Here is a 14,368-nt window from a genome sequence, read left to right as displayed (position 1 = left end):
TCACGAAGTAGGAGCAACCCTTTAGGCAACGGTCAGAATCATACATGAATTAAAGCCGTCTCCCTGCCGGGCATTGGGGAGACGGCTTTTAGATGTTACAAATGAATACAGTATTTGAAACCTACAAAGCACCAGCCAGCCACTTTTCGATAAACTTCCGGCCATTTTCGTACAAAATATGCCGAACCAGCGCTTTCAGGGTGGTATCAGTGGGCAGGAGCGGACCACCCCCGTTTTCGTTCCGGTAGGCTTCTTCGGCTACGGGCAGCCAGCGAATAAGGGCTGCTTCCAGCGCCGAGGTTTTACTGGCATCCCGGCAGTTGATGAGCGGATTGATCAGGCCGTCGAAATCGCTGCCGATGGAGATGTGTTGCCAGGGATCTTTATCGGTGCGGATTAACCCTGTCGAAACAATGTGCAGAATGTTGAAACACATTGCCAGCGGATGCCGCTCTTCTTTGGTCGGAATCAGGAACGATTCGGCGGGATCGGTTTTTTCGGCCGCCAGCCTTCGGGATAAATCCGGGAACAAGAACCGAAACTCTTCGGCTGAAACATATTCCTCTTTTTCACCCTTCCCCAACGCATTCTGCCACCCCAGGATTCGAACGTCGAGACTGATGCCAATCAAACCGTTACTGTTCAGAACTTCCTCGATATCTTCATCCATCAGATTGATCGTCCAGGGGTTATACGTAAATGTTTTGTTGATCTTGCCCCACTCTCCGGCCACTTTTCGCTCCGTTTCAACCCGAACAACCGGTGCGTTGCTGATTTTCAGGCGAATCATTGTGGCCTTGTTCAGAGCGGCTTTCCACTCGTCGATCGAGTAGCCGGTGACGCCCATGTGGCTGGCGATGATGGGAAGCTGGTAGTTTTTTGACCGGCGGTATTCGTAGAAGTCAAGGCGTGATTTTAAGCTCATGTGCTTGATGTCGATCAAAACCGGAGCCGCTTTGAGGCTGGGTTTGGCTTCCGTACCTGCGTTTACCTGGAGCGTGTAAGCCTGATCGATCAGCCGTTTGCCGGTTGGCGTGATGCCGTCGCCGATGGGGTAAGCGGCTTCATCTTTCAGCATTTTGATACCAAAGGCGTGCGTGGCGATCAATTGTTCGGGAATGTGCGATAAGTGCGTGATAACGAGTGACATCAGGTCCAGTCCGGAATCCCACAGTGCCTGTTGCAAATGCTGGAGACTCTGGGCGGGGTCGAGGGCCGGATGGGCTTTGAAATCGTCGACAATTGGATTTCTGGCACTAACCTGAATTGTATCCGGTTTGCCGGGCTGCCCGATCCGTGTACGGCATAGGCTGTGTGCTCCCTCCAGCGCCAGGGCCAGATAGGGGCGGTCAGTGGCGAGCGGAGCCGGGTTTTTACGGGAAAGCAGCGCAATGGTACCGGTTTTTGCCAACGTCTGGTATAAATTTAATTCCCGTATAAATAGCTGATAGTACGAAATCTGGCCCGCCCGGATTTTTTCCATGTACGTCTGGTCGACCGGACTGGTAAAGAAGCGGGAGTTCAGGATGAAGCCGAACAAACCTTCTTTCTGGGCAAAAAGCCGTTCAATGGGCGCAATGTTGGCCACTCCCAGCGTTACCTGCCCCATTTTTAATTGGGAAAAGCACGACTGGCTTTCCAAAATGTGGAGGAATTCTTCTTCCAGAAAATCAATCAGCGGATTTTTTAGATCAATGGGAGCCAGCAGGGTATCAGCGGCCCGGCTGGAAGGATAGTTCGTTTCAAAGTCGCAGATGAACTGCTTGAAAACCGGGTGGAAATGGAAATCGAAATAGTGCGAAGCGGCCATATCGTTGAAGGATAAAGGTTATTGCCTGAAAAATTCACGTAGCAAGGCTTCGGTGCCAACGCTATTGTTCAAATCGGCTGATTCGGCGGCCTGGGCCGATGGGCTTTCCGTAAAGGCGTCCAGCGCTAGCTGACCGCGTGGCGTCAACCCCGTTGCGCTTTCGGTGGGGCCGGGGCGGAGTTTCCGGCGCAGAATGTTCCAGATGAAATGACCTGCTTCCACAAAACCGAGGTCTTTGGGCAAATCCGTTGGTACGCCTTCATACGCGTGCGTGAGGGTACTGGCATCCGGCAGATCCGCTTTCAGTAAGGCATCAATGTCCAGGATGCCTGCTCCGTACAATTCATAGAATTTGGGCGGCCATTCCGGTGGTTTTCGGGCCGTCTTTTGCAGCGTTGTTCGGAACGCTTCCACGATTTGCCAGGGAAACGGGTATTTATCAGGCAATTGATGAAGGTGCTTGGCTTTCCACAGCATGGCCGCTGAGGCTACGTGCGGAGTTGCGTAGCTGGTGCCGTCGCCGTACGACATGAATTCGGTGCCTTCTTCATCGGTAATTGGCACGTAGACGCTTTCGCCGGGCGCAGCAATGTCAACTGCAGGTCCGTTGCTGCTTCCTTTCCAGGGAAGGTCTTTGGGGTTGGTGGCCCCAACTGCGATGGTACCGGGGTAAACGGCGGGTGCCACCACCAGTTCAACCTGATTTCCGGCGGCACAAGCCCAGATGATGCCGTGTTCGTATACCTCGCGGGCAATAGCGGCAAACATCGATTTGGGGTACGTGCCCATGCACATGAACATTACATCAGCCTGGCTCTGAATGGCGTAGCTGGCCGCATCGACGAGTTCTTTCCCGCGTCCGAGCAGAATGACGGATTTGGCAATGCGGTACGGAATCAACCGGGCCAGGGTTTGTCCGTCAAACGTTAGCAAACCGCTGTTTCCATTGACGGTATTCGGGTCGGTCTTCAGCGTGTTTCCTACGGCGATGCTGGCCGTTCGGGTACCGTGGCCCGGAAACTTCAGAAGCTTTCGTTCCATCAGATCGCGCGCATCGTCGTCTTGGTCAATAAAGTCGAAATCCTTGTCGGTATTATATCCGGCAAAAACCTTGGAATGGGTTGAATAGCCGGTGTCCAGTTGCACAAACCGTAAGTCCCGTAAATTCTCCCGGATGGGCTGCCAGTTGGGGTCCTTCAAGCGTGCCATATCGTCGGGACAATTAACCGATGCCCAGTTCCACCAGCGGTAATAGGAAGCCGGGAGTTTGACTTTGTTAGCCTTTTTGACACAAACGGAATCACCAAAATGCGTCAGAAACGCTCCTTCCTCTTCCCGCCAGGTGGCCAGGCCATTCTGTTGGCCGGGATTGAATGACTCCAATGGGCTCGAACCGGTATCGCGGGCGGTGACCCCAATATCCGTCAACGTGGCCAGATCGGGTTCGCAGCTTTCCACCTGGGGCAGCGTTTCCAGTTGTTGGGCCAGCTCCCACGGATTGCGGTCGGAACGAACCGTTACATACCGTTTTCGCCGGGTATCGGCATCGAACGCCGACGGAATCAAGGGTGTTTCATCAACGAAGCCTTCAACCAGCGTACTGGCTCGTCGCTCCCAGTCTTCCTGCAAAACCGGTTGTCTGGACAACGTGACCTCGAAATACTGAAGCTGGTCGGCTGGCATGGTGTTTTCATGGGTGGGGGAGGGTTGCGTAGTGGCAACGGACGGTTTTAGGGCGGTTGGCGCAGTGGAAGCACTCATGATGGAAAGATTGGGTGTTTGGGCCTCAATGATTTGCCGACGAAGTGGTTGCATGGCATCCGGTATGGGCATGTTGCTGAACGCTTCGACTATGCAGCTGACGCGGACGCCCTCGTTACCGATCCAGTCGATTTGCTCATCGGGATCACCGGGCTGGACCACGCTGCCGTCTTTCCGTAACCAATTGCCGGTGGTATCTTTTCGGGGAATAGCGCTGTGGTGCAGAGCAACGACGGCGCCGGTTCCCAGCCCTAGTACCACACTGCCGGACGAACCGGGGAGCGTATCTGATTCGTAAATCAGAAAATTATCCGTAAGTGTAATCAGCCGGATGTCTTTTAGAACCACTTTTTTGTAGTCTCCCTTGGGGTGTTGAATAACAACGCAATTTTCGCCCTCGATAATTTTACCGAGCGAGCTATCCATCTGGATGTACCCAAACCGGTCCAGTGCGGCTCCTTCAGAACCGGTGGTTTCGACGGCTACAAGGGTAAAATCGCGCCCATCGTAGGGCAGGCCGGGATGGTCCTGGTAAGTAGAAGTCAGGAAAAACAAATCGGGCCGGAGATCGAACGTGACGGGAGTCAGAATCCGGCCATCGGCATCAAGCTCATAGTTAAACTGCGCCTGCGAACGGCTGGCGGTTTCCACATCCGGCAGTACGTGGTTGTTGGTAATCAGGATGTTAGGGCTGATCAGAAAACCCGTGCCGTAGCCGCTGATGCCAAACTGATTCCGGATGATGATTCGGCAGACGCTGGCGGCACTTCGCAGAATCTTGTTGATGATCGACACATCCTGAAAATTCGGCACGCCGTTGATCCGCTCCAGGGCTTTATCCAGCCGTACACCCTCACGGGCGATGCGTTTGGAAAGCCGACTTGCATCGTTGGTGATGTCGGTTAATGATAACTGACCGCTTCGATTTTGCTGGATACCGCTTTGTATGCGCTCAATTTCGTTTAAATGCGCAGTATAATTTGTGTACGCCCGATCACGAAGCAACGATTGCGCTGATTCAAAAAAGTTTGTTTGAGCCACCGGTCAAGGGTTTAGGGTGAGGCAGTATTGTTGGTTTTGATGAATTGTAAATAAGGTAAGTGTAAAATAAATAGGCTTAATAAAGCTTTGATTGACCGGTCAAAGCGATGAGGTAACGGTTTTTAAATCGATAGCTATGAATAATAAATATCTGTTTTTTGGGTGTTTTATATGATCGTTTTTAGTAGTGTATTGTGGTTATTATACTGATTTATAGTTTATTGTAAGTATTCCTTGATTTTAAATTATTGTAATAAGACTTTTTGTTTTTAAATGTATTGAGGAGTTTTTGTTCATATTAATATAAGAAATACTTGTGTATATCGGTGTAAGTAGTGGGTTTAAGTTGTCGTTTGGCGGGGGGTAAAGTGGCGATTTATAACATTTTTTCAGCGACAGGATAAAACCTAAAAAGCCCGGAATGACCGGGCTTTTTGGATAGTATATATATTAAGAATAGTGTACGATCAGGACAAGGCCATTACTCCGCGCGGAGCCGAAAAATCGCTCCGTTCATCGTTTCATTGACGCGCAATTGACACGCCAGCCGGCTGTCGGAATCGGCGTCGGGCAAAGTATCCAGCAAATCGGCCTCGGCATCATTCATGGACGGCAAGTTATCCGCACCTTTCAGAACGGCCACATGGCAGGTTGCACACAAGGCCATTCCTCCGCAGGTCGCCTGAATAGGGTAGTCCGCGGCTTTCAATACTTCCATTAGGCTGAAACTGAATCCCTCCGGAATTTCCAGGGGCTGGCGGTCGCCACTGCGATCTTCAATGGTGAAATGAATCATACTTGATAGAGGAAAGATGGTAGACAAAAGAAAAAAGAGCACCGTAAACCGCATTCTTTCGTTTTTGTCTCCTCACTTTGGCCGCGTTAAAAAGTCGGTATTCCGTTGACGGTGGTGTATTTAAAACTCAGCTTCTGATCAGGAAAAACGTATTTGAACGCACTCTGGCACATCAAAGCTGCTTCGTGGAAACCGCACAAAATCAGTTTCAGCTTACCCGGATACGTATTGATATCACCAATGGCGTAAATGCGTTCGACGTTGGTGGAATAGTCCACGGTATCAACCAGGATGGCCGATTTGTCGATTTGAAGGTCCCAGTTGGCAATGGGCCCTAGCTTGGGGGTCAGACCGAAGAGCGGAACCAGGTGATCGGTGGCCAGGGTCGTTACGGTTTTGTCTTTGGCCGTCACGGTAATCTCCTGTAAATGGCCGTTCCCAGAAACACGGGTGATGTTTGATTGAAGAACGAGATTAATCCGCCCGGCTTTGGCTAAGTCAAATACCTTTTCGGCTGAATCGGGAGCGCCCCGAAAACTGTCGCTGCGGTGGATGAGGGTGACTTCCTTCGCGATGTCGGCCAGAAAAACCGTCCAGTCGAGCGCCGAGTCACCCCCACCCGCCAGCACCACCCGGCGGTCGCGCAGCTGTTCCGGATTTTTGACCATGTAGGCAACGCCTTTTCCCTCAAATTCTTCCAAACCCGCGATGTCGGGTTTGCGGGGTTCAAAGCAACCCAGCCCGCCCGCAATCACCACCACCTGGCAGTGAACGACGGTTTGCTCGTTGGTGGTTAGGTAAAACGATCCGTCGGGCTGGCGTTCCAGGCTTTCAACCCGCTCGCCCAAGGTAAAGGTGGGGTGAAAAGGAGCAATTTGCTCCATCAGGTTGTCGACGAGTTCCTGCGCCTTAACGTCGGGGTAGCCGGGAATGTCGTAAATCGGTTTTTGGGGATAAATCTCCGACAGTTGCCCACCCACCTGAGGAAGCGCATCAATCAGATGGCAGCGCATTTTTAATAAACCCGCTTCGAAAACGGCAAACAATCCGACGGGACCAGCGCCAATAATGCAAATATCTGTTGTGATCATGGTAGTAACGAGTCGTATAGTTGTTAGTGTGAATACAAATTGATCCGCTTCGCCAGGATAGCTAAATAAGCGTTCTGCCAGCCGACCGTGCCACAAAGGTAAGGGCATAAAACACGGTTGCTATAACAAAAGGTATGAATAGATAGAATGTTGTATAAATAAATGGAATGAAGTCGCGCTCGTTATAACGTTTGAGCAAATGGTCATGTGTTGTCGTGTAAAGACGCTTTTTCGGCGCAAAATGCGATAGCCTCTCTTCGCTAAATCCCGCAATTTTGTGGCATAGTTGAACGCTACTTTTAAAACACAGTAAACAACATTTAAACATGGAACAAATAGTTTCCTCCGCGAAGCAGTATGCTTGGCTGAATGCTGCTATGACCAAGCGCATATTTGTATTTCTCTTCTCCATCACATTTCTGGTAACCGGTTGTAAAAAAGACGTAGTTGACCCCGTTGACCCGGAAAGTACCGTAACGGCCAAAGCAGGTGCTGATCAGGACGTTCAAGTGGGTGAAACCGTTAAACTGGACGGTAGTGCCTCAACCGACAGCAAAGGGGCGGCTCTGACGTATCAGTGGACAGTGGCTACCAAACCCGCCAAAAGCACGGCTGCTATTACAGGCGCTACCACGGCTAAACCGACTTTTGTACCTGACGAAGTAGGAGAATATGAACTGGAACTGACGGTTTCTAATGCCAACGGAACCAGCAAGGATAAAGTAAAATTGACGGCTTCGGTGGCTCAGCCCATTGCAATTGACAAGAACATTACCGTGAAAACCGTACTGACGGATCGGGTTGCCAACCCTGAATTGCCGGATTATATTGTCACGAAAAGCATTGCGGTTTCGCACGAACTGACGATTGAGCCTGGTGTAGTAATTGCTTTTGAACGGGATACGCGGCTGGATATCAACGACAACGGCGGCCTGATCATTGCTAAAGGAACCGCCGAGAAAAAAATCCGCTTCATCGGGGTCCAGAAAAATAAAGGATTCTGGTCGGGAATTATGATTTACTCGGGTAGTAATGCCAACGTGTTTGAACACATTGAAGTAATGCATGCCGGAAGTCGCCCCATTCTCAGTTCCACGAAAGCCGCTATGGCCCTGTTTGGAGGTGGGAAAGCGCAGATTGCCCTGAAAAACAGTCTGTTCTCCCAGAACGACGGCTACGGTTTGATGGTTCAGGAAGGGGCTATCCTGCGCGAATTCTCAACCAACAGCTTCACGAAAAACAGCGAATCGGGGATCATTGTCGATCCGGCAAACGTCGTCAATCTGGATGCTGCTTCGGTTTTCACGGGTGAGAATGGCCGGAATGTGGTTGAAATTAAAGGCTATTATCTGCGGGAAGGTAATGATGTTACCTGGAATGGCTTTAAAGATAAAACACCGTACCGGTTGCTGGGTGATTTCGCGATTGAAATTGGTCTGACGCTGAGTCCGGGTGTAACGATTGAGGCATCGCGCGATGTGGTCATGATGATCAATAGCAAAGGCTATCTGATTGCCAAAGGAACGGCCACCGAGAAAGTAACGTTGACGGGCGCTGAACGCACCGGGGCTTTTTGGAAAGGGCTGATCATTTATTCAACCAATTCACGGAACCTGATTGAAAATGCTGAGATCAGCAACGGGGGCAGCCTAACCATTGTTTCGGGTAAAAAAGCAAACCTGGCTCTGTACGGCGGCAATCTGACACTCAAAAATACGACGGTTTCCAAAAGTGGTGGCTACGGAATCTTTGTTAGCTACACGGGCAAGCTGAACGCCGATGCGTCAACTGTGAATACCTTCACGGGTAATGCTCAGGACAGCGTTCTGCTCGAAAAATAAAAAGTACGATTAGTGAGATTATAAGGGTTTAGGGATACTGTTACAGCCCGGCACAGCTTGTGCCGGGCTGTTTTGTTGCATCTTGGGGCTGCGTATTTGGACGGGTACAGCCGCTGAACTTTTTCCGGACTGGCTTTTTTCGTTCTTTAGCGAAAAAAACCGTTGGAAGCGCACCGGAAGCCGTCACAAATAGAGTAGTGCAGGATCGATTGGCGCTCTTTTTTTGAGCCGGTTGATCGAAAAAAAGGCATTAACAGACAATGCGTTAGCTCCAATTCGTTTGTCAGCGTAAAGGGTCTATACGATAAGATTGCTGAAACAATTGCAACTACTTTCCAGTCCTATGGGTCATAGGATGAAATAGTGGGAACGCATGGCGTGGTAGATGAAGAGGTAATTAATAAATAATCTCCTGTCTTAATGTGCTGTAATCCAGTGTATTAGTCCAGTGTATTGATGCCAGTTCAATTTGCCCTCCTGATGGTATCCCCGATAACCTCAAAACGAATGAATAACCTGATTGCGTACGATAAGCATTTGTCCCGGCTTGTAATGATTTCCTTCTTTCTGCCCAATCGCGTGCAGATTTTTTTACTGATGGGAATCTTCCTGTTTTGGGTGGTTAGAGACAACTTCATCAATAAAACAAAGAGTTTTCGGCCTTACGGTGGCGCATTGCTGTTGGGTAGCCTTTATCTGATGTATCTCATCTATCTGCCTTTTACGGATGCGGCTGGCCTGCCCGGGGTCCTCTTTGATCTTGAGCAAAAAGCAACCTTGTTTGCGGGACCGTTTGTGATATTACTATTGCAGCCGCAGACACGTAAGACCATTGCGGGCGAGCTGAATTTCTTTGTTTACGCCTGCTTTATTTCCTGTCTGATGGGTAACGTACTGTACCTGGCCGAATACGGCTGGCATACCATCCAACCCGATGCACACATTCAGTACCGGCTTTATTTTGAGAAAGTTACAGGACTACACCCCACCTATATGGGCATTTACCTTTGCCTGGCTGTGGCTATCCTGCTGATTTCACCGACGCAGCACCAAAAACTAAAAGGCTGGAAGCTGGGTGCGGTTTTATTCCCGTTGTTCATGTTTCTGATGGCGCTGATGCCTAAAGCACCCGTTATTGCGCTTTTTGTCATTTTGCTGTATTACGGCTGGATCAACCGGGCTTACAAACAAAAGTTTGTCCCCATCATGACCGTGTTGCTGGTTTCGGTTTCGGTCGCCTGTATTTCTATTCCGTTCAGCAGCCAGCGGATCGACGAGTTTTCGGTGGCGCTGAATGCCAAACCAAACGACAATCCGATGGATAATTCGATTCAGATGCGGCATGTGATCTGGATGGTCGATTTGGATGTATTGAAAGAAAACTGGCTCATGGGCGTTGGGCCCGGTGGGGTTGATCCGGCGCTGAATGCCCGGTATGAAGCCTACTCCCGGATTTATAACGCACCGCTGCAACCGCACGACACCCACAACGAATACCTCAACCAGTGGATCTCATTTGGCTTAGTGGGTATTGTCTTGTTGCTGCTGGCACTCGGCATCCAGTTTGCCAATGCCTTCCGACGGCGTGATCACCTGTATGCAGCCCTGTTGATCGTTTTCGTCATTACGTTTTTTACCGAGAACGTCTGGTCGCAGCAGAAAGGCATTGTTTTCTACTCGTTTTTCACTTCCCTGTTCTTTTTTGTGGGCATGAAGCTGCATCCAACCTCGGTAGGAGCCGAACCCGTTCTGCAAAAAGCATCCAGCCGCAAAGAACAGCTGGTTCAGGAACTAGGCTAGCAAACGGTTTTGTCGGCGAAAACTTCCGTTATTTGCGCTTGCCAATCACATCAAAGCGGCATTACGTGATGATTATTCGACCCGCAACGTTTGACGATATTCCGGACTTACTCCAACTGATTCAGCGCGTGGTTCCGCTGATGCAGGCCAGCGGCAATTTTCAATGGGATGAACATTATCCCAATGCTGCCGTCTTTGAGAATGACATTGCACACGATCAGCTTTGGGTAGCCGAGCTTGACGGGCAACGAGTGGGCGTTGCCGCGATTACCACCGATCAAGAACCAGAATACGCGCAGGTCGGCTGGGATCTGACCGAAACCGCCGTGGTCGTGCACCGACTAGCCGTCGATCCGGCGATTCGCGGACGTGGCATTGCTGCCCAGCTTATGAAACAGGCCGAGGAAGTGGCTCGGCAGCGTGGAATTACGGTTTTACGCATCGATACCAACACCCAGAACGAAGCAACACAGCGGCTTTTTCCAAAGCTAGGGTATGCATTTGCCGGTGAAATCGGGCTGGGATTCCGACCGGGCCTGCGGTTCTACTGTTACGAAAAACGCCTGTGAACCGATGACACCAAACCGCATGGTCCGTGTCCTGTCAACCGTCTTGCTGATTGCGTTGGCAACGGTTTCTCTCCCGGCTCAGAACACCCAAAAACGAAAGGATGCACGACCCAATATCGTTTTGATTGTGGCCGACGATCACGGGCGTGAAGCGGTAGGATGTTACGGCAATCCGGTTGTCAAAACACCACATATTGATCAGTTGGCCGCCGAGGGCACCCGTTTTACCCATGCGTTCTGCACCACGGCCAGTTGCAGCCCCAGCCGGTCGGTTTTGCTGACGGGTTTGCACAATCACGCCAATGGGATGTACGGACTGGAGCACCGCGAACACCACTTCAGCTCGTTCGATACTGTCCGGTCACTGCCGGTTTTGCTCGAAAGAGCGGGTTATCAAACCGCCCGAATTGGCAAATTTCATGTCGCGCCCGAGCAGACCTATCATTTTCAGAAGATAATTCAGGCGGGCGGAACCAACAACCCGGCGTCGATTGGCCGCAGTCCGGTCGAAATGGCCGATCTGTGTTATCCGTTGTTCTCGGACGCTTCCGAAAAACCGTTCTTCCTGTACTTCGCCACCGACGACCCACACCGTAGTAATGCCGTGGCCGCCGATGGATCACCAGTTTTCAAGAGCGATCAGGCCAATCGGTTTGGCAACCGTCCGGGCGGATACCCGCAGGTACACGATATTTTCTACCAGCCTTTTCAGGTTAGGGTGCCTCCTTATTTGCCGGACACTCGGGCGACGCGCATGGAACTGGCGCAGTACTACGAATCGGTTAGTCGGCTGGATCAGGGTGTAGAGCGGCTAGTGGCCCTGCTCAAAGAAACCGGCCAGTACGACAATACCGTCATCGTTTACCTGTCGGACAATGGAGCGCCGTTTCCCGGATCAAAAACGACCTTGTATGAACCGGGCATGCGGCTGCCGCTGATTGTGAAATTACCCAAACCGCAAAAGCCGGGGTTTGTGCAGGATGCGATGGTGTCGTGGGTCGATATTACGCCAACGCTGCTGGATTTTGCCGGGGCCTTATCCGACACCATGTATGGCCAGGGGCGGAGTTTCAAATCGATGATTGAGCAGGAAAAAACAGCGGGTTGGGATGCGGTGTACGGGTCGCATACGCTTCACGAAGTGACGATATATTACCCGATGCGGGTCCTGCGCGAACGGCGGTACAAGCTGATTTTCAACCTGGCCCACGCCCTGTCTTTTCCGATGGCGCTCGATCTGTACCATTCGTTTACGTGGCAGGATGTTCGCCGGGTAAACCGGAAACTCTATGGCAAACGAACCGTCGACGCGTATCTATACCGCCCGCGCTTTGAATTATACGACCTGCAAACCGACCCCGATGAGGTCAACAATCTGGCAAACGACCCCCGTTATCAGAAGGAGTTGAAACGGATGCAGGAAAAACTCAAGCGGTTTCAGCAACAGACCAAAGATCTTTGGCTAAGTAAATGGGAGTTTGAGTGAAAACCATCTGACAACGTATGGTAACGAATGGCCTGACAATCAGTCTTCAGAAGGTTTCTGCTGTTTCTGCCGAAGCGCTGGGGCTATTGTTGGATGCTGCGGAGGTGAAGGCGTTGAAGAAGGGACAGTACCTGTTGCGGGAAGGTCAGGTTTGCAGGGTAATCTGGTACATTGAAAAAGGATACCTGCGCACCTTTTACAACAAAGACGGCCAGGAAATCAACACCCGATTTTCGTTCGAACATAGCTTTGTGACGGATCTGAAGAGCCTGCGTTCGGAGACTCCAGCCAACTACTCGATTCTGACCGGTGAAGACGCAACGGTTTGGGCATTCGAGAAAGAAAAACTACTGCGTTTATACCGCCAATCGGTCGAAATCGAATCGTTTGGTCGTAACCTGCTGGAACAAATGCTGATTGAGCAGGAAGAACACGGAAATCTATTCAAACTGTATTCCCCCGCCGAACGGTATCAGTACATGATCCAGCACCAGCCTCGCTTGTTGCAGCGGGTTTCGCTTGGGCAACTGGCTTCGTACCTGGGCATCGCGCGGGAAACCCTGAGCCGGATTCGTAAAAACCGGTGAGCCTTCATTTTGTGATTTTTGTCACAGGCTGCTTCCTGGAAATTACCCGAATTTTGCCGGTGTTAATCAACCTAGGACATGAAAAAACCAGCAAACAACCACGCTCTCATTACTGAATTTATCGGACAAATCTGGAATGAAAACCGTTTTGAAGCACTGGATACCTTTCTGCATCCTGACTTCGTGGATCATTCGTTGCCCGCGACGTTGGCTGCCAATCGGGAAGGGCTGAAGCAGTGGATCTTGGCCACCGGACAGGCATTTGAGCACAAAACCGTTATTGAAGAAATCGTAGCGCAGGGCGACACCTGCATTCTGAAGTTTCGAATGAACGTCCGGCACATTGGCGCTTGGCGCGGTATCGAACCAATCGGCACGGAAGCCACCGCAATTGGGTACCGTTGCTTCAAAGTACGGGATGGAAAGATTAGCCAGCACTGGGCTTTGCTCGACGGTAATTCGCTGGAAAACCAGCTACGAGACAGCGCCCACGGGTGTAAAATCCAGGTGTAGTTTATTTACCCGAGAATGGCTTTCAACGACAACGCATTCCGGACCGCATTTCCTTCGCCGTCGTTGTTGAAATAAACGTAAACATCCTTGTTCATACCGACCCACTCCCGGATGCGGTCGGCCCACCAGTGCAAATCGTCATCGGAATAAGAGCCCCCGTAAAGGTGTTGTTGGTCTGGGCCGTGCATTCGGACGTATACAAAAGGGGCCGTCGCCCTCAGAATGCAGGGCAGATTGGCACCACTCATGATGCAGTAGGCCGCCTGGTGTTTTTCCAGCAGGGCAAAGGTATCTTCGTTGTGCCAGCTCAGGTGCCGGAATTCAATGCTAACGGGCAGCCAGTCGGGAATCTGTTCCAGAAAGTACGCCAGTCGCTGGTAGTCGAAGGCCAGGTGCGGTGAAAGCTGGACCAGCAATACCGCTCTTTTTTCTCCCAGGGTATGCCAGCAGGTTTTGATGCGTTCCAGCCAGGTTTCCGGCTCGTAAAGCTTCCGGGCGTGGGTCAATCCGCGCGGGGCTTTCACCGTGAGCTTAAAACCGTCGGGCAGGCGGCTGCGCCAACCGGCAAACGTGCTGGTCTGGGGCCAGCGGTAAAAACTGCTGTTGAGTTCAACGGTCTGGAAGTGTTCGACATAGTACGCCAGCCGGTCGGATACAGGCGTGTTGGGCGGGTACAGAACGCCCTGCCAATGGTCGTAACTCCAACCCGAAGTGCCGATGTGGATGCTCATAACTGTACTGTCAGATGGGGATAGGAAGAACCGTTACCGCGACTGATACGGACCATGAACGGTTTTACCCGAAATGACTCGTCATCATTGTTCTAAACAATAACGCGACAGGTATCTCCGCCCGGATCGACCCGCACCAGAACGTGCCCGGAATCGCTTTTCAGACGATTTATTAACTCAGCAATGAGCAGTTTGTTTGCTTCGGCAAGAGAGAGGCCGCGACGGTCCACTCGCCGGGATCGGCACGAATTATGCCAGCTTGGGCACAAACCTGATGGACTTGCCCACATACTTTTGGAAACGGTGGTTCCGAGCGATTCTTTTGAATGTCCGAACACAACA

At 51.2% G+C, this 14,368-nt stretch carries 11 protein-coding genes; 6 read left to right on the top strand and 5 right to left on the bottom strand.

The features are described 5' to 3' along the window. Positions 1–121 precede the first annotated feature (121 nt). The 4 genes from ACYVH9_RS17210 to ACYVH9_RS17195 all read right to left on the bottom strand — a co-directional run bounded on the left by ACYVH9_RS17210 (position 122) and on the right by ACYVH9_RS17195 (position 6,499). Positions 122–1,810, bottom strand: a complete 1,689-nt coding sequence (locus tag ACYVH9_RS17210; RefSeq protein ID WP_460637631.1) for an amidohydrolase family protein — start codon at positions 1,808–1,810, stop codon at positions 122–124. 18 nt (positions 1,811–1,828) lie between these two features. After that, the gene (locus ACYVH9_RS17205) at positions 1,829–4,612 is read right to left on the bottom strand and encodes a S8 family serine peptidase (protein WP_460637630.1); all 2,784 of its coding nucleotides are present in this window, start codon (positions 4,610–4,612) and stop codon (positions 1,829–1,831) included. Positions 4,613–5,093: 481 nt separating this feature from the next. Continuing rightward, positions 5,094–5,408 (bottom strand): 2Fe-2S iron-sulfur cluster-binding protein, encoded by a 315-nt coding sequence (locus ACYVH9_RS17200; protein WP_460637629.1) that lies wholly within the window; start codon positions 5,406–5,408, stop codon positions 5,094–5,096. An 86-nt stretch (positions 5,409–5,494) separates the two neighbouring features. Further along, positions 5,495–6,499: an NAD(P)/FAD-dependent oxidoreductase gene (locus ACYVH9_RS17195; protein ID WP_460637628.1), complete on the bottom strand. Its 1,005-nt coding sequence runs from the start codon at positions 6,497–6,499 to the stop codon at positions 5,495–5,497. Between the two features lie 326 nt (positions 6,500–6,825). On the opposite strand from ACYVH9_RS17195, the gene ACYVH9_RS17190 reads away from it, so the two are divergent. The 6 genes from ACYVH9_RS17190 to ACYVH9_RS17165 all read left to right on the top strand — a co-directional run bounded on the left by ACYVH9_RS17190 (position 6,826) and on the right by ACYVH9_RS17165 (position 13,295). After that, positions 6,826–8,340, top strand: a complete 1,515-nt coding sequence (locus ACYVH9_RS17190) for a PKD domain-containing protein (RefSeq protein ID WP_460637627.1) — start codon at positions 6,826–6,828, stop codon at positions 8,338–8,340. A gap of 507 nt (positions 8,341–8,847) precedes the next feature. Further along, a complete protein-coding gene (locus tag ACYVH9_RS17185; RefSeq protein ID WP_460637626.1) occupies positions 8,848–10,140 on the top strand; it encodes an O-antigen ligase family protein in 1,293 nt (430 codons plus the stop codon). Positions 10,141–10,208: 68 nt separating this feature from the next. After that, positions 10,209–10,709 carry a GNAT family N-acetyltransferase gene (locus tag ACYVH9_RS17180; protein WP_460637625.1) on the top strand — a complete coding sequence of 167 codons (501 nt, stop codon included), beginning with the start codon at positions 10,209–10,211 and terminating at the stop codon, positions 10,707–10,709. A 4-nt stretch (positions 10,710–10,713) separates the two neighbouring features. After that, entirely contained in the window at positions 10,714–12,195 is a 1,482-nt protein-coding gene (locus tag ACYVH9_RS17175; RefSeq protein WP_460637624.1) for a sulfatase family protein, read from the top strand. Between the two features lie 17 nt (positions 12,196–12,212). Continuing rightward, on the top strand, positions 12,213–12,782 hold the full coding sequence (locus ACYVH9_RS17170; RefSeq protein WP_460637623.1) for a Crp/Fnr family transcriptional regulator: 570 nt from the start codon (positions 12,213–12,215) through the stop codon (positions 12,780–12,782). A gap of 78 nt (positions 12,783–12,860) precedes the next feature. Continuing rightward, positions 12,861–13,295: an ester cyclase gene (locus ACYVH9_RS17165; protein ID WP_460637622.1), complete on the top strand. Its 435-nt coding sequence runs from the start codon at positions 12,861–12,863 to the stop codon at positions 13,293–13,295. Between the two features lie 5 nt (positions 13,296–13,300). On the opposite strand, the gene ACYVH9_RS17160 is transcribed toward ACYVH9_RS17165, so the two are convergent. Further along, complete coding sequence (locus tag ACYVH9_RS17160) at positions 13,301–14,026, bottom strand: DUF72 domain-containing protein (protein ID WP_460637621.1); 726 nt, start codon at positions 14,024–14,026, stop codon at positions 13,301–13,303. Between the last annotated feature and the right edge of the window lie 342 nt (positions 14,027–14,368).

The sequence above is a fragment of the Larkinella harenae genome, assembly GCF_054780515.1.
The sequence above is the reverse complement of the archived record's forward strand: the minus strand, read 5'-3'. Positions and strand labels throughout refer to the sequence as shown.